Source organism: Sphingomonas leidyi, assembly GCF_011761945.1.
In the GTDB taxonomy this organism is placed as follows: Bacteria; Pseudomonadota; Alphaproteobacteria; order Sphingomonadales; family Sphingomonadaceae; genus Sphingomonas; species Sphingomonas leidyi.
The window spans coordinates 423878-443435 of record NZ_JAASQV010000002.1 but is presented as its reverse complement, the minus strand read 5'-3'; the positions used below and the strand labels follow the sequence as shown (position 1 = coordinate 443435).

Below are 19558 nucleotides of genomic sequence, written 5' to 3'. Positions count from 1 at the left end.
GCATGTGCCCGACAACGCCCCTCGCGCAATCGCCTCCGCGCTGCTCCACTGGTACGACCGCAACGCCCGCGACCTGCCCTGGCGCGCGCGGCCCGGCGCCAATGCACCCGATCCCTATCGCGTCTGGCTCTCGGAAGTGATGCTCCAGCAGACCCAGGTCGCCAGCGTCATCCCCTATTTCGACAAATTCACCACGCGCTGGCCGAGCGTCGCGGCGCTGGCGGCGGCCGAGGATGCCGATCTGATGGCCGCCTGGGCCGGGCTCGGCTATTATGCGCGCGCCCGCAATCTGCTCGCCTGCGCCCGCGAAGTGGCGCGGCGGGGCGGCTTTCCCGACAGCGAATCGGGCCTGCGCGAGCTGCCCGGCGTGGGCGGCTACACCGCTGCGGCGATCGCGGCGATCGCGTTCGGCCGGCGCGCGGTGGTGGTCGACGCCAATGTCGAGCGCGTCGTGGCGCGGCTGTTCGCGGTGGAGGAGGCGCTGCCCGGCGCCAGGGCCAGGATCTACGCCCGCACCGATTCGATCACTCCCGATCTGCGCTCGGGCGATTTCGCCCAGGCGATGATGGACCTGGGCAGCGGGACCTGCACCGCGCGCTCTCCGCGCTGCCTGCTCTGTCCGCTGCGCGAGGATTGCGCCGGATTCGCGGGCGGCGCGCCCGAACGTTTCCCGGTCAAGGCCGCCAAGCCCGCCAAGCCCCGCCGCCACGGCACGATGTTCTGGCTCGAGCGGGAGGGGCAGGTGCTGCTCGTCCGCCGTCCGGACAAGGGGCTGCTCGGCGGCATGCGCGCCTTGCCCACCGGGCCCTGGGCCGATTCGCCGCCGGGGCTGGCCGGCGCGCCGGCCCCGGCCGAATGGCACATGCTCGACGCGCAGGTCGGCCATGGCTTCACCCATTTCAACCTCGACGTCGGACTTGCGGCTGCAACGATCCCGTCGCATGCAGGCGCCGCCGTCGCCGGCGAATGGTGGCCGATCGCCGATCTGGAATCGGCCGGATTGCCCACCGTCTTCGCCAAGGCGGCACGGACATTCAGGAGGCGGCTATGCGCGGATTGATCGGTTTCGGCTTTGGCTTGGCAGTGCTGGCGTCGCCGGCCTTGGCGCAGACCGCGCCCAAGCCGCCCGCCGCGCCGGATGTCGCGGCCGAGACTGCGCTCGCCAAGCGCTATGTCGCCGAAGGCAAGGTGCCCGGCATCGTCATCCTCGCCGGCCGTCCGGACGGCTCCGTCACCGTGGTCAGCGAAGGCCGCGTCGCCGACGAGGCCACCGCACATAAGGCGGATCGCGACAGCCTGTGGCGGGTCTATTCGATGACCAAGCCGATCACCGGCATCGCCGCGATGATCCTGATCGAGGAAGGCAAGCTCAAGCTGGACCAGCCGATCGGCGACTTCATCCCGGCGTTCAAGACCATGAAGGTGCTGGTCGATCCGGCCAAGGACCTGACCACCCGCCCGGCGACCAGGCCGATCACGGTGCGCAACCTGCTCACCCACACCGCGGGCCTGGGCTACAACATCATCACCAAGGGGCCCTTGCTCGACGAGTACAACAGGCTCGGCATCAACCCGGCCCAGGTGAACGAGCAGATGGAAGTCCAGATGGCGGCGCTCCGCCCGGGCAGCCTCGAGGAGTTCGCCAACCGCACCGCCTCGCTGCCGCTGATCGCCGAGCCCGGCGCCAAGTGGAGCTATTCGATCAGCCTCGACATCCTCGGCCGGGTGATCGAGGTCGCCAGCGGCATGCCGTTCGACCAGTTCGTCAACACGCGCATCTTCAAGCCGCTCAAGATGGAGCAGAGCTATTGGACCGTGCCGGCGGACAAGGTCGGCAATTTCGCCAGCAACTATGTCTTCATGGGCACCACCCGCGTGCCCGCCGACCCGGCCGCCAGCTCGATCTATCTGAAGAAGCCCGAATTCCCCTATGGCGGCGCCGGCCTGGTCATGTCCGCGCGCGACTATGACCGGTTCCTCCACATGCTGCTGAACCGCGGCGAGCTGGACGGCGTCCGCATCCTCAAGCCAGAGACGGTGGCCGTCGCGATGTCGAACCTGCTTCCGGCGGGCGCCGACACGTCGGTCCTCAACGAGACCGCGAAGGACACCGGCGCCCAGATGGGCTTCGGCGCCGGCGGCTCGATCTATCTCGGCGACGTTCCGGGCGGCCCGGGCAAGGGCACGTTCGGCTGGGGCGGTGCCGCCGGCACGATCGCCTGGGTCGATCCCGTCCACAAGGTGCGCGGCGTGGGGATGATCAACCTGTTCGGCGACACGCCGCTGAAGCGCGAAGTCTCCAAGGCGATCTACGCCGACATCGCCAAGTGACGCGCGCGCCCGGCTTCACCGGCGGCACGCTCGATCGTGCCGACCGGGTTCGCCATGAGCCGGAATTGCTCGCCGCCGCGCTGGCGGATCCGCGCGCGCGCCTGCTGGTGCTGGATTCGCTCGATCCGGTGCTCGACGCGGACGGCCGGCTGACCTGGACCGGCCTGGCGGAGGCGAAGGGCGAGCTGCTGTTCCTCGGCCATGACCAGGGCGTGCCCCGCTTCGTCTCGGCGCTGCCCGACGGCATGCCGGTGCCGCTGGGCCGCTCGCCGGCGATGTTCGCGCTGCTCGATCGCTTCGCCGCGCCCGATGCCGCGAACTATGCATCGGCGCGCGGACTCGTCTTCTGGCATGGTCGCAACCGCTTCTGCGCCAATTGCGGCGCGCCCACCCGCATCACCCATGCCGGGTGGGCGCGGCACTGCCCCGAGTGCGGCGCCGAGCATTTCCCGCGCGTCGAGCCGGTGGTGATCATGCTTGCCGAGCAGGGCGACCGCGCGCTGCTCGGCCGCCAGCCGAGCTGGCCGCCGGGCCGCTATTCGGCGCTGGCCGGCTTCCTGGAAGTGGGCGAGGCGATCGAGGAGGCAGTGCGCCGCGAGACGTTCGAGGAAGCCGGAATCCGGCTGGGCGCAGTCCGCTATGTCGCCAGCCAGCCCTGGCCCTTCCCGGCATCGCTGATGGTCGCCTGTATCGGCGAGGCGCTGAACGACGATATCCGCGTCGATGCCAACGAGCTGGAGGACGCACGCTGGTTCACGCGGGAGGAGGTTTGCCAGGCGCTCGCCCGCGATCCCGCCGCGCCCTTCCTGGGCCCGCCGCCCTATGCGATCGCCCATACGCTGCTGACGGCCTGGGTGGAGGGTGGGGGCTAGGCCCCGTCCTACTCCTCCTCCACCGGTCGCGTCGCCCAGCTCGCATGCAGGGTCGGCACGGTGAGGTAGAGCACGAACAGCATATAGGTGAAGTTGGCGAGCTGCGCGATCAGCACCTCGCGGCTCCAATGGTCGAGCAGCGTCAGGCCGAGCATCAGCCAGATGCCGAGGAACGTCGCGAAGCTCACCGTCGCGAAGCCGGCGAGGAAGGCGCGCTGGCGCACCTGCCGGTCGAACTCGTCGACCAGCCTGGGGCCGCCCCAGGGCTTGATCGGCCCGAAGATCGGCAGGAAGGTGCCCAGCACGAACCCCGCTGAGATCAGGGCATAGCCCGGATAGGTCCCGCCGGGCTGCGCCAGCCCCCAGGCCCAGCCGCCCAGGGCCAGGGCAAGCGCGAGGATCGGTATCCAGCGCAGGTGGCGCCGGCGCACCTCGGCCCTGGCGAGCGCGGGGATGCCGGTGCGGTCGGCGGCGGCGTCGAGCCGGGAGAACAGGCGCTGGTTGAAACGGGACATGTCGGCCTCCGGGATCATTCGGCCGCGCGGCGCAGCGCCGACGCGACCGATTCGAAAGGAGTGAAGGAGAAGAGCAGCTCGACCGGCGCGTCGAACACCGCGGCGAGCTTCATGCCGAGCTCGAGGCTGGGGCTGTAATCGCCGCGCTCGAGATAGCCGATGGTCTGGGGGTTCACCCCCACGGCTTCGGCAAGCGCGCGCCGGCTCATCCCGCGTTCGGCACGGAACAGGGCAATACGGTTGTGGATCTGCGGCAATTTGGCGACTCGGATGATGATATGTTGTCTATACACAACAAATCATCTCATGAGTCAAGCGCGCGCCATGGCGCCGCAAGACGCGTTCCGGTGGCGATCCAGTGGCCGTCGGCGTTCGCTAGGCGCGTTCGCGCGCCTGGGCATAGGTGCCGAGCACGCGCATCCACTTGGTGTGGAACTTCAGCTCCTCCAGCGCGCGGGCGACCGGCGCCTCGTCGGGCCTGCCGACGATATCGGCATAGAATTCGGTCGCCGCGAAGCTGCCGCCGCGCTGGTAGCTTTCCAGCTTGGTCATGTTGACGCCGTTGGTCGCGAAGCCGCCCAGCGCCTTGTAGAGCGCGGCGGGGACGTTCTTCACCTCGAAGACGAAGGTGGTCATGAACGGGGCCCCCGCTTCCCCGGCCCCTTCGGCGGCCAGCGGCTCGCGGGCAAGGATGACGAAGCGCGTCATGTTGTGCTCGGCATCGGCGATGTCGGCACCCAGCGTCTGCAGGTCGTAGAGCGCGGCCGCGCCCGGAGGGGCCAGCGCGGCGACCGCCGGATCGCCGGCCTCCGCCACCATCGCGGCGGCACCGGCGGTGTCGGGATAGGCGAGCGGCTGGATGCCCTGGGCCTTCAGCCAGTGGCGACACTGGCCGAGCGCCTGGGGATGGCTCATTGCCTGGCGCACGCCCTCGACCGGACCAAGTCCCATCAGGGCATAGCGGATCGGCAGGAAATGCTCGCCGATGATCGACAGGCCCGATTCGGGCAGCAGGAAATGGATGTCGGCGACGCGGCCGTGCAGGGAATTCTCGATCGGGATCATCGCGCAGCCGGCGCGGCCCTCCTTCACTGCGTCGATCGCGTCCTCGAACGAGAAGCAGGGGAGCGGCAGCCCGTCGGGGAAGCATTCGCGCACCGCGATGTGCGAATTGGCGCCGGGCGCGCCCTGAAAGGCGACGGCCCGCACGGGGGTCTTGGCGGCTGCCTCGGTCATCTCCGCGACGAGCTTTCTCGCCGGGCTCGCGAAATTCTCCATAACGGCCGGGCGCTAGCCGCCGAACCTCGCACTCGCAAGCCCCGCTTGCTTTAGTTGCGGTGCCGGTTTTAAAGGAACGCAATTTTTCCGCAGGGGCATTTCATGGACAATCGCTTCAATACGATCGCGGGCTGGGCACTTGCGGGCGGCATTGCCGCGCTCGGGCTTTCGATCGCTGGGGGAATGCTGTTCCATGGCGAGCGCCCCGAGCATATGGGTTATGTGATCGAGGGCGTCGAGGAAGCCGGCGATAGCGGCGCGGCGGTGGTCGAGCCGATCGCGGTGCGCCTGGGCAAGGCCGATGCCGCCAAGGGCGAAGCCTCGTTCAAGAAGTGCATGGCCTGCCACACGATCAACCAGGGTGGCGCCAATGGCATCGGCCCGAATCTCTACGGCACGATGGGCGAGGGCATCGCCCAGGGCAAGGCGGGCTTCGCCTTCTCCGATGCGCTCAAGGCGGTGGGCGGCAGCTGGGACTTCGACAAGATGGACGCGTGGCTTTCCAATCCGCGCAAGTTCGCCTCGGGCACCAAGATGACCTTCGCAGGCATCGCGGACGGCCAGGAGCGCGCCAATGTGATCGCCTATCTCAACGCCCAGGGCTCGAACCTGCCGCTGCCGGCCGCTCCGGCCGCCGGCGCCGCCCCGGCCGAGGGCAATGCGACCGACGATCACGCCGCGGGCGGCAACATCTCGAACGAAGCGGCCCCGGCCCCGGCGGCGGGTGCGCCCGCCAAGGCGCCGGCGGAGAAGAAGGGCGCCTGAGCGCGCGCCACGAGGATCGAATGCACGGGCGTCGCGGATTATTCCGCGGCGCCTTTTTCTTTCCCGGCCGGATCGCGTGCGGGGCTTCGGCGCCGGTGCTGGACGCGTTCGGCCCGGCCCGGCTAGGGAAGGCGATGGCTTCGCACCTTGCGCCCGAACTCGCCATCCGCATGCGCCGCGCCGCGTTCAACCGGGCGCTGGCGGAGGCCGATCTCGCCGCGATCGGGCCGCTCCTCGCGCCCGACGTCGTGCTGGTGGCGGGCACCGATTCGGCAGTGATCGCGGGCCGCAAGGCACAGCTGCTCGCCTGGAAGCGGGAATTCGCCGCACCGGATCGCACGGTCTATGCCCGCACGCCGGAGGCGATCACGCTTTCCCCGGTGGCGCCGATCGCGTTCGAGCACGGGGCCTGGCAGGGCGTGTCGTCGCGGAACGGCGCGGTCGAGGCGGCGGGCGCCTATACTGCCAAATGGCGTCGATCCGGCGAGGACTGGCTGATCGAGGCCGAGCTCTACCTCACGCTTGCCTGAATGGTGCGGTGCGGCAGATGTAACGCGCGGTAACCGGATGCGAAGCATGGGTTTTCATAAAAACCCTCTCCCGTTCCGCAGATTCCGCGTGACTTGCCGCGAACGCTTTCGGTACCGTTATGGTTATTGCGCCGTAAAGGCCGGAAGGATCGGGTCGTTTTGTTGCTTGCTCTCGCCCTGTCGGCGATAGTTCCAGGATCTCCTGAGGCACCGATCCCCGCGTCCGACACGCGTTTCGCGCCGGGCACCGAGGACTCGGCCGTCGCCCGTACCGTCGGCGGAATCGCGAGCTACACGCGCTGGCCCGAGCCGATGGCGACGCTGCGCATCTGCGTCTCCGGCGCGGCGCGCCATGCCGACCGGCTGAGCGAGGCGGCGCGCACGGCGGGGCGGCCGGCAACGGTGCGCCGCCTGGGCATCGGCGCGGCGCCGACCGGCTGCGACCTCCTCTATCTTGGGCCGATGCGGCCCGCCGAGAGCCTGGGCATGATCCGCGCGACGCATGGCCGCGCGATATTGTCGATCGCCGAATCGGATCCGGCGTGCCGCGGCGGCGCGATGTTCTGCCTCGCGGTGAGCGCCGCGTCGCTCAGCTTCCGGATCAACATCGATGCGATCTCGCGCAGCACCCTGCGCGTCGACCCGCGCGTGCAGCGCGTGGCAACCCTGGCGGGAGGGGGAAACTGATGGCGGGTCCTACGCAATTGCCGAGCGTGCGCCAGGTGCTCTCGAGGGTGCATTTCCGCGTCACTCTGGTCGCCGTGGCGATCGCCGGTCTCACGGTGATGCTCACCGGCTTCGCGGCGCTCGGCATCTACGCCCGGCAGAATCTCGAGCTGATCGCCCAGACGGCGAGCTACAGCGTCGCGCCGGCGCTGGTGTTCGAAGATCCCGACGCGGCCAGGCTCGCCATCGAGCCGCTGGCGGAGAGCCCGGGCGTGGCCGGGATCGCGGTATTCGGCCCGTCCGCGCGCCCCTTTGCCGCGCGTATCAAGTCGACCCCGGCCGCCGGTTCGTCGATCGGATGGGTGGCGAAGTCGCTGTTCTTTCCCCGGCCGGTCGCCGCGCCGGTCACGCAGGGCGGCCGGGTGATCGGGGAGGTCCGCGTCGAGGGGGATGCCGCGATCGTCGCCGGCTATATCCGTGCCGGGCTGCTCGGCGGCCTGGCCTGCCTCCTTCTCACTGCGATCGCGACGTCGCTGCTCGCGCGGCGGCTGCAGGAGGAGATCGCGGTGCCGCTCCAGGCCATGGCCGCCGTCGCGCATGCGGTGCGCGTGGGGCGCGCCTTCGATCGCCGTGCGCCCAGGGCGAGCATCCGCGAGATCGATACGCTGCGCGACGATTTCAACGCCCTGCTCGCCGAGCTGGAGGAATGGCATCATCGCATGCGCGACGAGAATGCCGCGCTCAGCCACCAGGCGACGCACGACCCGCTCACCGGGCTGCCCAACCGGGCATTGCTGGAACAGGAGCTTTCGGCCGTGCTGGAGCGCGCCCGGCGCGAGGGCACCAGCTTCGCGCTGCTCTATGCCGATGGCGACGGCTTCAAGGCGATCAACGACGAATATGGCCATGCGGCGGGAGACGCGGTGCTGGTCGCGATCGGGCGCCGGCTGCGCAAGGGCCTGCGGGCCAGCGACGTCGCGGCGCGGCTCGGCGGCGACGAATTCGCCATCCTGCTCGCCGCGCCGAGCGGAGCCGAGGCCGTGGCGCGCGCCAGCGAGGGGATTGCGCTCCAGATGGCCGCGCCGATCGCGCTTCCCGGCGGCGAACAGGTCGTGGTGGGACTGACCCTGGGTGCCGCCGTCTATCCGCGCGACGGCGAGGACCTGGCCGCCCTGGTCCATCATGCGGACCTGGAGATGCTCACTGCCAAGCAGGGGCGGCCCCAACATCGAAAGGAAGGCAGGAAATGAAGTTCGCTGCGTATCGCCCCGCGTTCGCGCTGTTGGCCCTGTTGCTGGCCGGTTGCCAGGCGTCGATGCACCCCAAGCCGCTGTGGACCGCTCCCCAGCTCGAAGTGATGCGCGCCGCCGGCTTCGTGCAGACCGATCGCGGTTGGGAGCTCAGCGTCGCCGATCGGCTGCTCTTCGCTTCCGACGAGAGCCGCGTCGACGAGAAGCAGGCCGTGGCGATCGCGCGCATCGCGAGCAACCTGCAGGCGGTCGATATCCGCCACGCCACGATCGAGGGCCATGCCGACATCACCGGCACGCGCCGCCACAACCTGATCCTGTCGGGCCAGCGCGCCCGGGCCGTCGCCAGCGTGTTCGTCGGCGCGGGCTTCGATCGCGGCAACATCCGCACCGAGGGGCTGGGCGACCGCTATCCGATCGAGGACAATCGCACCGCCGAGGGGCGGCAGGAGAATCGCCGCGTGGTGATCCTCCTCAGCGCGCCCTGAACGGGCGGAGCGATCACTCCGGCTTGTCGATTCCCGGCCGCGGGCGGGCGATCACCGTGTGGTCCTTGCCCTTCCAGAAGTCCTGGACGATCTGCCAGCCCTCCTCCGCGGTCTCGCAGAAATGGAACAGGTCGAGATCCTTGGGCGAGATCACCCCTTCCTCGACCAGCGCCTCGAAATCGACGACGCGGTTCCAGAAGTCCTTGCCGTAGAACAGCACCGGGATCGGCGCGATCTTGCCGGTCTGGATCAGCGTCAGCAGCTCGAACGATTCGTCGAACGTGCCGAAGCCGCCGGGGAACACCGCCACCGCGCGCGCGTGCAGCAGGAAGTGCATCTTCCTGAGCGCGAAATAGTGGAACTGCATCGACAGGCCCGGCGTGACGTACGGGTTCGGGGCCTGCTCATGGGGCAGCAGGATGTTGAGGCCGATCGTGTCCGCCCCCACGTCGCGCGCGCCGCGGTTCGCCGCTTCCATGATCGACGGACCGCCGCCCGAGGTGACGACGAAGTGGCGGTTCCCCGCCTCGTCGAGCGGGAAGTTGGAGGCGAGCTGGGCAAGCGCGCGCGCGACCTCGTAATATTTCGACTTCTCGACCAGCCGCTCGGCGATCTTCTTCTGCTGCTCGGTCTCGGCCAGCGCGAGCAATGCGCTCGCCTTGCTCGGCTCGGGGATGCGGGCCGATCCGTAGACGACGAAGGTGGACTTGATGTGCGCCTCGTCGAGCAGCAGCTGCGGCTTCAGCAATTCGAGCTGGAAGCGCACCGGCCGCAGGTCCTCGCGCAGCAGGAAGTCCATGTCCTGGAAGGCGAGGCGGTAGGCGGGGTGCTCGGTCTGCGGGGTGCCGGTGGCGGTGTTGGCGTTCTGCACTTCCTGCTGGGCAGGGCGGAAAACGCGGCTCGGAACTCTCGTATCGCTCATTTCGCCCGGCTTAGGCCCAATGCGGGCGCGCTGCAATCAGCGGCAGAACGGGCCCCGCCCCATGTCGAGATGGAGATGGTTGTAATGCGCCGCATTATAGTCGGGGCTCAGCACCGTGGCGAAGCGCTTGCAGGCCGATCCGTGGATCGTCTCGAGAAAGGCGCGGACCTGCTGGTCGCCGCTGCGCCAGTCGCGCTCGATCGTCACGCGCCGCCCGTCCGCCAGGACGAAGCCCGAGACATCGACGGCGTTGGCCAGCCCGTGCTCGGACATGCGCTGCGCCGATGCGGCGCCGTTGCCGATGATGCCGCGGCACGAATAGGTGCCATAGGTCTCGACCCGGACCAGGTCGCTGCCCAGTATCTGCCCTGCCGCCGGGGCGACGGCGAAGCGCACCCAGGCAGTGAAGCTGCGCGCCAGCCCGCATTTCATCGACTTGAGCCCGGTCACCGGCACGCCGATGTCGAGCAGCTGCACCGCGCCGGTGACGATGCAGCCGCCGCCGAAGTCGCGGTCGGGCAGGGCGGAATAGCGCACCTGCTCGCGCGAAAGGTCGGCGAAACATTGCTGCGTCTCGCGCGGCGTGGGACCGTTCAGCGTGACCGGGCCGCCGGGGCGCTCGCGAATCGGTGCGGGAGCGGGCCGATCGCCGCCGCCGCCGAACAGGCAGCCGGAAAGCAGCAGGGGCAGGAACAGGGCAAAAACGCGCATGATGCACGCATAGCATCATCGGCACGCGTCATGGTCAACGCCACAAATGTTCGCGGGCCCGCCCTTTCGCGCAATTGACTTTCGCGGGCGCGCCGCTAGGGCCGTCGGCGGGCCACGCGGTCCCAACGCCGCGCGTGCTCTCTGCAAGGAGAGTCTATATGACTGATACGACTGCCGCCGACGCCGGAATTGCGTCCATTGCCAAGCCCGCCGCCAAGCCGGCACGCCCCCATTTCTCCTCCGGTCCCTGCGCCAAGCCTCCCGGCTGGTCGCCCGAGAAGCTCGCAACCGCGTCGCTCGGCCGCTCGCACCGCTCCAAGCTGGGCAAGAACCGCCTGCAATACTGCATCGACCTGATGCGCGAGTTGCTCCGCCTGCCCGAGACGCACCGCATCGGCATCGTCCCCGGCTCGGACACGGGCGCCTTCGAAATGGCGATGTGGACGATGCTCGGCGCGCGCGGAGTCACCACGCTCGCCTGGGAAAGCTTCGGTGAAGGTTGGGTCACCGATGCGGTCAAGCAGCTGAAGCTCGAGCCGACGATCGTCCGCGCCGATTACGGCCGGTTGCCGGACCTTGGCGCGGTGAACTGGGCGGACGACGTGCTGTTCACCTGGAACGGCACCACTTCCGGCGTGCGCGTGCCGGACGGCGAATGGATCGCTGCGGACCGCGAAGGGCTGAGCTTCGCCGACGCCACCTCGGCCGTGTTCGCCTATGACCTGCCCTGGGACAGGATCGACGTCGCTACCTTCTCCTGGCAGAAGGTGCTGGGCGGCGAGGGTGCGCACGGCGTGCTGATCCTCGGCCCCCGTGCAGTCGAGCGGCTCGAGAGCCACACGCCGGCCTGGCCGCTGCCCAAGGTGTTCCGCCTCGTCTCCAAGGGCGCGCTCGCCGAGGGCGTGTTCAAGGGCGAGACGATCAACACGCCGTCGATGCTCGCCGTCGAGGATGCGATCTTCGCGCTCGAATGGGCCAAGGGCCTGGGCGGCGCCGAGGGGCTGATCGCCCGGTCGGACGCCAATGCCGCGGCGCTCGACGCGATCGTGGCGGAGCGGGGCTGGCTCGGCCATCTCGCGGCCGAGCCCGGCATCCGCTCGAAGACCAGCGTGTGCCTCACCGTCGAGGGCGCCGATGCCGACTTCATCAAGAAGTTCGCCGGCCTGCTCGAGAAGGAAGGCGCGGCGTACGACGTCGCCGGCTATCGCGACGCCCCGCCGGGCCTGCGCATCTGGTGCGGCGCCACCGTCGACACTGCCGACATCGTCGCGCTCGGGCCCTGGCTCGACTGGGCCTATGCCGAGGCACGCAGCGCCTAGGCGCCATCCCCCCGCGAAGGCGGGGATCCAGAGTCACCAGCGAATCACGCAATAACCCCGGATCCCCGCCTGTGCGGGGATGACGGGGGTGGAGAACCGAAATGCCCAAAGTCCTGATCAGCGACAAGATGGACCCCAAGGCCGCGCAAATCTTCCGCGAGCGCGGCGTCGAAGTCGACGAAATCACCGGCAAGACCCCCGAGGAGCTCAAGGCCATCATCGGCCAGTATGACGGCCTCGCCATCCGCAGCTCGACCAAGGTGACCGCGGAGATCCTGGATGCCGCCGCCAACCTCAAGGTCGTCGGCCGCGCCGGCATCGGCGTCGACAATGTCGACATCCCCGCCGCTTCGGCGCGCGGCGTGGTGGTGATGAACACGCCCTTCGGCAATTCGATCACCACCGCCGAACATGCCATCGCGCTGATGTTCGCGCTCGCCCGCCAGCTGCCCGAGGCCGATGCCTCCACCCAGGCCGGCAAGTGGGAGAAGAACCGCTTCATGGGGGTCGAACTCACCGGCAAGACGCTCGGCCTGATCGGTGCGGGCAATATCGGCTCGATCGTCGCCGACCGCGCCCAGGGCCTGAAGATGAAGGTCGTCGCCTTCGATCCCTTCCTCACGCCCGACCGCGCGATCGAGATGGGCGTGGAGAAGGTGGGCCTCGACGACCTGCTGCTTCGCGCCGACTTCATCACGCTGCACACGCCGCTGACCGATCAGACGCGCGGCATCCTCTCGGCCGAGAATCTCGCCAAGACCAAGCGCGGCGTGCGCATCATCAATTGCGCGCGCGGCGGCCTGATCGACGAGGCGGCGCTGAAGCAGGGGCTGGAGAGCGGCCATGTCGCCGGTGCGGCGCTCGACGTGTTCCAGGTGGAGCCGGCCAAGGAGCATCCGCTGTTCGGCACGCCCAACTTCGTCTCGACGCCGCATCTCGGCGCCTCGACCACCGAGGCGCAGGTGAACGTGGCGATCCAGGTCGCCGAGCAGATGGCCGATTTCCTCGTCTCGGGCGGAGTTACCAACGCGCTCAACATGCCCAGCCTCTCGGCCGAGGAGGCGCCGCGCCTCAAGCCCTATATGGCGCTGGCCGAGAAGCTCGGCTCGCTGGTCGGCCAGCTTGCGCATGGCGAGCTGCGCAACATCGCGATCGAGAGCGAAGGCGCGGCGGCCGAGCTCAACCAGAAGCCGATCGTCGGCGCCGTGCTCGCCGGCCTGATGCGTGTCCATTCGGATACGGTGAACATGGTCAATGCGCCGTTCCTGGCCAAGGAGCGCGGGCTCGACGTGCGCGAGGTGCGGCACGACCGTGAGGGCGATTATCACACGCTGGTCCGCGTCACCGTGGGCACGGCGCAGGGCGATCGCTCGGTAGCGGGCACGCTGTTCGGCAATGCCGCGCCGCGCCTGGTCGAGCTGTTCGGCATCAAGGTCGAGGCCGATCTGGCCGGCAACATGCTCTACATCGTCAACGAGGACGCGCCGGGCTTTATCGGCCGGCTCGGCACCACGCTGGGCGCGGCGGGAGTCAATATCGGCACCTTCCATCTGGGCCGCCGGGAAGCGGGCGGCGAGGCGGTGCTGCTGCTCTCGGTCGACGATGTGGTGGGCGAGGCGCTCCTGGCCACGGTCCGGGCGCTTCCCGGCGTGAAGACGGCGATGGCGCTGACGTTCTGACGCGCACGGTGCGCCATCCCGGCTTTCGCCGGGATGGCGCTTTGGTCTAGGGGAGCGGGATGAGCGGACTGTTACCCGAAGGCTTTCACGATCGCCTCCCCCCCGCGGCGGATGCGGCGACGCGGCTCGAATCCCATGTGCTCGGCGTTGCCCGCGGCTATGGGTACGAACAGGTCGATCCGCCGCTCGCCGAGTTCGCCGACGAGCTGAGCGCGCGCCTCAAGGCCGCGGGCGGATTGCGCGACGCGGTGCGCTTCGTCGATCCGGTCTCGCAGCGAACGCTGGCGATCCGGCCCGACCTGACCGCCCAGATCGGCCGCATCGCCGCGACGCGGATGGGGCACCATCCCCGCCCGGTGCGCCTTTCCTATGCCGGCCCGGTGATGAAGCTTGCCGCCTCGGAGCTCGACCCGCTGCGCGCGACCCGGCAGATCGGCGCCGAACTGATCGGCCTCGACACCGTTGCCGCCGCCACCGAAGTGGTGCGCGTCGCGATCGAAGCGCTCCGGGCGACCGGCGTCGAGGGCATCGCGCTCGATTTCACGCTGCCCGATCTGGTCGATTGCCTGGCGGGCGACAGCCTCACCCCTGCCCAGCTCGCAACCCTGCGCGACCGGCTCGACGCCAAGGACGCCGCCGGCGTCGCAGCGATCGCGCCGCGGTACCTGCCCCTGATCGAAGCCGCCGGGCCCTTCGATGCCGCGATCGAGCGCCTGCGCGCGAGCGATGCGGGCAAGGCGCTCGCCACCCGGCTCGACGGCCTTGTCGAGATCGCCGCGAGCATCCGGGGCCAGGCTGCGCTCACCCTCGATCCCACGGAACGCCACGGCTTCGAATATCAAAGCTGGCTCGGCTTCTCGCTGTTCGCAAAGGGCGTGCGCGGCGAGATCGGCCGGGGCGGCACCTACACCATCCTGCACGGCAATGGCCGGGAGGAAGCGGCCGTGGGCTTCTCGCTCTATGCCGATCCCATTCTCGACGCCGGCATCGGCGCGGGTGCGCGACGCCGGCTGTTCCTTCCCTTCGGCACGCCCGCCGGCATCGGCGCCAAGCTGCGCGAAGAGGGCTGGGTGACGGTTGCCGCGCTCGAAGCGGACGACACGCCCGAGGCCCAACTCTGCACCCATGTCCTGCGCGACGGGGCGCCGCAGACGATCCAGGCCGGGCTCGCGGCGAACTAGCGCGCGAGCAGCTCCGCCGCCCGCCCGTCCAGGAACGCCGCGACCGCTGCCGTCACCGCATCGCGGAAGCGTGCATCCTCGGCAAGCTGTGCCGGGAACACCTGGCGAAGCGCCAGCACCGCGGCCGCCGGGTCGGCGCCCGAAGCGGCGCCGGCGAGCATTTCCGCCAGCGGATCGGTGATCGTCTCGCCCGCCTGGGCCTTGCGGCGCAGAAAGGCGATCCACGCCGCCACCGGCACCCCCAGCCGCGCCACGTCATGTCCTGCCGCCAGCCGGTCGCGGACCGTGTCGAGCAACCGATAGGGCAGCTTCTGCGAACCGTCCCAGGCGATCTGGCTGAGCAAATGGCGGATCGCCGGGTTGCGGAAGCGGGCCAGTACCGCATCGGCATAGTCCGGCACGTCGAGCCCCTCGACCGGCTTCAGCGCGCCCGCAATGTCCTCGTGCATCAGCCGGCTGGCAAAGCCGCCCAGCGCGGGATCGCGCACGGCCTCGAACACGGTCTCGTGCCCGAGCGCCAGGCCGATATAGGCCAGGCTCGAATGCGCGCCGTTGAGGATGCGCAGCTTGGCCTGCTCATAACCGCGTACGTCATTGGTCAGCGTCACGCCCGCGGCGGCAAGGTCCGGCCCGTCGGCCAGGTCGAAACGCTGCAGCACCCATTGGGTGAAGCGCTCGCGCTGCACCGCCGCCCGGTCGTCGACACCGAGTTCGGCCGCGATCCTGGCGAGGAAGGCGGCGTCGCTCGCCGGAGTGATCGAATCGACCATCGAATCGGGAAAGGCGACTTCGCCCGCCATCCAGTCGGCCAGCCCGGCATCCCATTCGCGGGCCAGTGCGACACAGGCCGCGCGCAGCTTCGCGCCATTGCCGGTCATGTTGTCGCAGCAGAGCATCGCGAAGGGCGGCGCGCCCGCCGCGCGGCGATCGGCGAGGCCCGACACGATCCAGCCGATCACGCTCGCCGGCTCGGCGGGGCGAGCACGGTCGTGGACGATGTCGGGATGGGCGAAGTCGAGGCTGCCGTCGGCGGCCAGGCAATAGCCCTTCTCCGTCACCGTGCTGGTGGCGAGCCGCACTGCGGGATCGGCGAGCAGGGTGCGCAGCCGCGCGCCTTCGCCCGGGCCGATCGCATCCGAATGCGCGGCGATGATGCGCGTGCCCGGCTCGCGATCGATCACCGCCAGCGTGTAGAGCCCGTCCTGCATCTTGAGCGCGTCGACGGTGCCCGCGCTGCGCAGCGAGACCGCGGCGATGCCCCAGCGCGGATCGGTGTCGAGCACTCGGTCGAACACGTCCGCCTGGTGCGCGCGGTGGAAGGCGCCGGGGCCGAAATGGACCACGCCGGTCCGGATCGCGGCGGGGTCGTGCCCCGGCCGGGCGATAGCGGGGGGAAGCGAGGCGAGCGCGGCGCGCGAGAGGCTGGTCATGCGGCGCGACCAACCCGCCCGCACCGCCAAAGTCAATGGGCCCGAGTCAGCGGCGCGGCGTCAATAGCGCGTGAGGGGCGAGCTGCCGCTCACGCCGGGAATCATCGAGCCGGTGGTGCGTTCCTTGGGGCTGCGGTCCACCGGCATCAGGAAGCGGACCTGGCGGTTGGGAAAGTCGATGTCGACGCGGCGGAAGCTGCGCAGCGCGTCCATGCCCAGCAGCAGCGCCGGGCGCCGGGTGAGGCCGAAGCGCTCGAAGGGCGCCACCTCGGCGAAGGCCACGGGCATGGCTCCGAAGCGCACCTTGCCCACGGTGATGTTGGGCACTTCGGTATAGTCGGCGGTGGTGCGGTTGCCGATGACGCTGGTGAGCGTGATCGGCTGGGCCTTGGGCGCGTCGCGGCCGACGCGCTTGCGCAGCGCGTTGTTGCCCATCGTCACCTGGCTGCCGGTGTCGAGCACCACCTGGATCCGGGTATTGTCGTAATAGGCGTCGGTCACGATCAACTGGCCGAACACGTTCTTGGCGGTGACCACGATCTCGTCGGGATCGCGCTTCGCGAAGGTCTTGCGCTTGACGCTCGGGCGCACGGCCATGATGCCCTTCTCGAAGTCGATCGTCACCTGATGGTTGCGCAGCGTATCGATGCCGAGCAGGCCGAGCGCGCCGAGGTTGCGAGCCTCGAGCGCGGGGGCGATGATCGTATGCTGCTCGCCGATCGACTTGATCGAGAGACCGGGCACGACGACGGTGTTGACCCGGTCGCGCCCGGTCATCGAGGTGATGACCACCGGCGCCGAGGCCCCCAGCCGCAGCGATCCGGCGAGCTCGCGCGACACGACGGTGCGCTCGGCCCCGGTGTCGATGATGAAGTTGTAGGGCCCGCTATTGCCCACCGCGACGGGAACGGTGAGCCGCTTGTCGATCTCTCCCAGCGCCAGGAGCGTCGCCTCGACATTCTCGGGCGTGGGCATGGTCAGCGCGGGATCCTGGGGCGGGGGCGGCGTGCCCTCGCGGGGATTCTGGCGGTCATGCGCTCCGGCGGTTGCGGCCAGCGGGAGCAGGAGAAGCGCGGCGAGCCTGTTCATGGATACGAAGATACACCTTCGCATGCTGCGCAGCAATCTGTCCGCATTGTGTCTGGCGTCGTTCTCGGCTTCGCCGAATCGGGAGCGGCCGGTGCCGCCCTGCCGAAGACGACTCTAGTCGAGGCGCATCGCCTCTGCCGCGATGTCCTCCGCCTCCATCAGCAGCGCGTCCTCGGTGACGCCCTGGGCGACGTTCTCGCGGCCGATCATGATGAGCACCGGCACGGCCAGGGGCGAGACGCGGGGCAGGTCGATGTGCAGCATCGTGTCGGCGGCGGTATCGAGGAGATGGCCGAGGCGGCCGACATCGGTCATGCGGGCACGCGCATCGGCCCAGGCGGCGCGCAGCAGCAGATGGTCGGGCTCATATCTGCGCAGCACGTCGTAGATCAGGTCGGTCGAGAAGGTGACCTGGCGGCCGGTCTTCTTCTTGCCGGGATGCTGGCGCTCGACCAGCCCGCCGATGATCGCCACTTCGCGAAAGGCGCGCTTGAGCAGCGCGGAACCCTGCACCCATTCGACGAACTCGTGCTCGAGAATGTCCGGCGAGAAAAGGGCGCGCGGGTCCTCGATCCGCTCCAGGCCGTAGACCGCGAGCGCATAGTCGTTGGCGACGAAGCCCAGCGGCTTCAGCCCCAGCGCCTCCATCCGCCGCGTGACCAGCATGCCGAGCGACTGGTGCGCGTTCCAGCCCTCGAAGCTGTAGATCACCATGTGGTGCCGGCCCTCATGCGGAAAGGTCTCGACGAGCAGCTGGCCGGGCGCCGGGATCGCGGAGCGGCGCGCCTGCATCTCCAGCCATTCGCGGACGTCGACGGGAAAGCGCGGCCACTGGTCCCGATCGTGGAGGAAGCGGCGGACGCGATCGGCAAGGTTCGCGGTGATGGCGAGGCGGGCGCCCATGTACGAGGGGATGCGCGCGGTCTTCGAAGTGGCGCGGACGACCAGGTCGGTGGTGTCGACTCGCTCGACTTCCAGCGCCAGGCCGGCGAAGAAGAACGTGTCGCCCGGAGAGAGGGCGGCGGCGAAATTCTCCTCGACCTTGCCGAGGCGGCGGCCGTTGCGGAAGCGCACCTCGAGCATCGGCGCCTCGACGATGATCCCGGCGTTGAGCCGGTGCTGCGCAACAAAGGCCGGGGTGGTGACGCGCCAGAGGCCGTCCCTGCCGAGTGTCAGCCGCTTGAACTTGTCATAGGCGCGCAGCGCATAGCCGCCATCGGCGATGAAGCCCAGTATCTTGCCGAACGTCTCGTCGGGCAGGGCGGAATAGGGCAATGCTGCACGGATCTCCTGCAGCAATTCACGCGCATCGAACGGTGCCGCGCAGGCACAGGCCATGACGTGCTGCGCCAGCACGTCGAGCGCGCCGGGGCGGAAGACGTCGGGGTCGAGCGCGCCCTGTTCGACGGCGTCCAGCGCCGCGCGGGCCTCCAGATACTCGAAGCGGTTGCCGGGGACGAGCACCGCTTCGCTCGGCTCGTCCAGCCGGTGATTGGCGCGGCCGATGCGCTGGAGCAGGCGCGAGGATCCCTTGGGGGCGCCCATCTGGATCACGCAGTCGACATCGCCCCAGTCGACGCCCAGGTCGAGGCTGGCGGTGGCGACCAGGGCGCGCAGCTTGCCGTCGGCCATCGCCTGCTCGGCCCGCCGCCGCGCCTCGAGGCTGAGGCTGCCATGGTGGACGCCGATCGGCAGCTTCAGCTCGTTCACCTTCCACAGTTGCTGGAAGACCAGCTCGGCAAGGCCCCGGGTGTTGCAGAAGACGATGGTCGTCCGGTGCGTCTCGATCTCGGCCATCACCTGCGGGATCGCATAGACACCCGAATGGCCCGCCCAGGGAACCTTATCCTCGGGGAGGAGGATGGCGATGTTCGGCTCGGCGCCCTTCTCGCCCTCGACCAGCGTGACGCCGCCGATATCGCCATGCGGGGCGAGCCAGGCGCGATAGCCGTCCGGATCCGCGACGGTTGCCGAGAGCGCGACGCGGCGCAGCTCCGGGGCGAAGCGCTGGAGCCGGGCAAGGGCGAGGGCGAGGAGGTCGCCGCGCTTGCCGGTGGCAAAGGCATGGACCTCGTCGATGACTATCGTCTTCAGCCCGGAGAACATCGTCAGGCTGTCCTCATAGGAAAGCAGCAGGCTGAGCGATTCGGGCGTGGTGAGCAGGATCTGGGGCGGCCGGGCGCGCTGGCGGACCTTGCGATCCCAGGGCGTGTCGCCCGTGCGCGTCTCTACCCGGATGGGTAGGCTCATCTCCTCGATCGGCGTGAGCAGGTTGCGCTGCACGTCCACCGCCAGCGCTTTCAGGGGCGAGATGTAGAGCGTGTGCAGCCCATCGACCGGCGCTTCGATCAGCTCGGCCAGGCTGGGAAGGAAGCCCGCCAGCGTCTTGCCCGCGCCGGTAGGCGCGACGAGCAGCGCATGCTCGCCCCGGCGGCCGGCGGCGAGCATCTCCAGCTGGTGCCGACGCGGCGCCCAGCCGCGCGCAGCGAACCAGCTTATGAGAGGATCGGGAAGGTCGCGTGCAGACACGCG

19 protein-coding genes are annotated in these 19558 nt (G+C 69.5%); 11 read left to right on the top strand and 8 right to left on the bottom strand.

Features of this window, described 5'->3' with window-relative positions; genetic code table 11:
* Positions 1 to 4 precede the first annotated feature (4 nt).
* The 3 genes from FHR20_RS11805 to nudC are packed head-to-tail and all read left to right on the top strand — an operon-like array spanning position 5 to position 3203.
* A complete protein-coding gene (locus FHR20_RS11805) occupies positions 5 to 1060 on the top strand; it encodes an NUDIX domain-containing protein (protein ID WP_167299832.1) in 1056 nt (351 codons plus the stop codon).
* Positions 1048 to 2331, top strand: coding sequence for a serine hydrolase domain-containing protein (locus tag FHR20_RS11800; RefSeq protein WP_167299831.1), 1284 nt, complete (start codon positions 1048 to 1050; stop codon positions 2329 to 2331). The genes FHR20_RS11805 and FHR20_RS11800 overlap by 13 nt, the downstream gene beginning before the upstream one ends.
* Positions 2328 to 3203 (top strand): NAD(+) diphosphatase, encoded by an 876-nt coding sequence (gene nudC, locus FHR20_RS11795; protein ID WP_167299830.1) that lies wholly within the window; start codon positions 2328 to 2330, stop codon positions 3201 to 3203. The genes FHR20_RS11800 and nudC overlap by 4 nt, the downstream gene beginning before the upstream one ends.
* An 8-nt stretch (positions 3204 to 3211) precedes the next feature.
* On the opposite strand, the gene FHR20_RS11790 is transcribed toward nudC, so the two are convergent.
* The 3 genes from FHR20_RS11790 to FHR20_RS11780 all read right to left on the bottom strand — a co-directional run bounded on the left by FHR20_RS11790 (position 3212) and on the right by FHR20_RS11780 (position 4996).
* The gene (locus FHR20_RS11790) at positions 3212 to 3718 is read right to left on the bottom strand and encodes a hypothetical protein (RefSeq protein WP_167299829.1); all 507 of its coding nucleotides are present in this window, start codon (positions 3716 to 3718) and stop codon (positions 3212 to 3214) included.
* Between the two features lie 14 nt (positions 3719 to 3732).
* Positions 3733 to 4011 carry a helix-turn-helix transcriptional regulator gene (locus tag FHR20_RS11785; protein WP_287398132.1) on the bottom strand — a complete coding sequence of 93 codons (279 nt, stop codon included), beginning with the start codon at positions 4009 to 4011 and terminating at the stop codon, positions 3733 to 3735.
* Positions 4012 to 4093: 82 nt separating this feature from the next.
* Positions 4094 to 4996, bottom strand: coding sequence for a prephenate dehydratase (locus tag FHR20_RS11780; RefSeq protein ID WP_167299828.1), 903 nt, complete (start codon positions 4994 to 4996; stop codon positions 4094 to 4096).
* 102 nt (positions 4997 to 5098) lie between these two features.
* Here FHR20_RS11780 and FHR20_RS11775 point away from each other — a divergent pair, with 102 nt between their 5' ends.
* The 5 genes from FHR20_RS11775 to yfiB all read left to right on the top strand — a co-directional run bounded on the left by FHR20_RS11775 (position 5099) and on the right by yfiB (position 8695).
* Positions 5099 to 5761 (top strand): c-type cytochrome, encoded by a 663-nt coding sequence (locus FHR20_RS11775; protein ID WP_167299827.1) that lies wholly within the window; start codon positions 5099 to 5101, stop codon positions 5759 to 5761.
* Positions 5762 to 5895: 134 nt separating this feature from the next.
* A complete protein-coding gene (locus tag FHR20_RS11770; protein WP_167299826.1) occupies positions 5896 to 6291 on the top strand; it encodes a nuclear transport factor 2 family protein in 396 nt (131 codons plus the stop codon).
* 159 nt (positions 6292 to 6450) lie between these two features.
* Positions 6451 to 6978: a regulatory sequestration protein YfiR gene (yfiR, locus tag FHR20_RS11765; protein ID WP_167299825.1), complete on the top strand. Its 528-nt coding sequence runs from the start codon at positions 6451 to 6453 to the stop codon at positions 6976 to 6978.
* Positions 6978 to 8207 (top strand): diguanylate cyclase DgcN/YfiN, encoded by a 1230-nt coding sequence (dgcN, locus tag FHR20_RS11760; RefSeq protein WP_167299824.1) that lies wholly within the window; start codon positions 6978 to 6980, stop codon positions 8205 to 8207. Before yfiR ends, dgcN begins: the two co-directional genes overlap by 1 nt.
* On the top strand, positions 8204 to 8695 hold the full coding sequence (gene yfiB / locus FHR20_RS11755) for an outer membrane lipoprotein YfiB (protein WP_167299823.1): 492 nt from the start codon (positions 8204 to 8206) through the stop codon (positions 8693 to 8695). Before dgcN ends, yfiB begins: the two co-directional genes overlap by 4 nt.
* A gap of 13 nt (positions 8696 to 8708) precedes the next feature.
* On the opposite strand, the gene FHR20_RS11750 is transcribed toward yfiB, so the two are convergent.
* A complete protein-coding gene (locus tag FHR20_RS11750; protein ID WP_167299822.1) occupies positions 8709 to 9617 on the bottom strand; it encodes an LOG family protein in 909 nt (302 codons plus the stop codon).
* A gap of 36 nt (positions 9618 to 9653) precedes the next feature.
* The gene (locus tag FHR20_RS11745) at positions 9654 to 10328 is read right to left on the bottom strand and encodes an extensin-like domain-containing protein (RefSeq protein ID WP_167299821.1); all 675 of its coding nucleotides are present in this window, start codon (positions 10326 to 10328) and stop codon (positions 9654 to 9656) included.
* Between the two features lie 158 nt (positions 10329 to 10486).
* On the opposite strand from FHR20_RS11745, the gene FHR20_RS11740 reads away from it, so the two are divergent.
* The 3 genes from FHR20_RS11740 (at position 10487) to FHR20_RS11730 (ending at position 14507) form a co-directional block, all read left to right on the top strand.
* Complete coding sequence (locus FHR20_RS11740) at positions 10487 to 11647, top strand: phosphoserine transaminase (RefSeq protein WP_167299820.1); 1161 nt, start codon at positions 10487 to 10489, stop codon at positions 11645 to 11647.
* A gap of 101 nt (positions 11648 to 11748) precedes the next feature.
* Positions 11749 to 13326 carry a phosphoglycerate dehydrogenase gene (gene serA / locus FHR20_RS11735; protein WP_167299819.1) on the top strand — a complete coding sequence of 526 codons (1578 nt, stop codon included), beginning with the start codon at positions 11749 to 11751 and terminating at the stop codon, positions 13324 to 13326.
* Positions 13327 to 13385: 59 nt separating this feature from the next.
* A complete protein-coding gene (locus tag FHR20_RS11730) occupies positions 13386 to 14507 on the top strand; it encodes an ATP phosphoribosyltransferase regulatory subunit (RefSeq protein WP_167299818.1) in 1122 nt (373 codons plus the stop codon).
* Here FHR20_RS11730 and FHR20_RS11725 read toward each other — a convergent pair.
* The 3 genes from FHR20_RS11725 to FHR20_RS11715 all read right to left on the bottom strand — a co-directional run bounded on the left by FHR20_RS11725 (position 14504) and on the right by FHR20_RS11715 (position 19555).
* Positions 14504 to 15937: a mannitol dehydrogenase family protein gene (locus FHR20_RS11725; protein WP_167299817.1), complete on the bottom strand. Its 1434-nt coding sequence runs from the start codon at positions 15935 to 15937 to the stop codon at positions 14504 to 14506. The two genes, FHR20_RS11730 and FHR20_RS11725, sit on opposite strands and share 4 nt — an antisense overlap.
* A gap of 60 nt (positions 15938 to 15997) precedes the next feature.
* A complete protein-coding gene (locus FHR20_RS11720) occupies positions 15998 to 17026 on the bottom strand; it encodes a retroviral-like aspartic protease family protein (protein ID WP_243857296.1) in 1029 nt (342 codons plus the stop codon).
* 114 nt (positions 17027 to 17140) lie between these two features.
* Positions 17141 to 19555 (bottom strand): ligase-associated DNA damage response DEXH box helicase, encoded by a 2415-nt coding sequence (locus FHR20_RS11715; RefSeq protein WP_167299816.1) that lies wholly within the window; start codon positions 19553 to 19555, stop codon positions 17141 to 17143.
* Positions 19556 to 19558 lie beyond the last annotated feature (3 nt).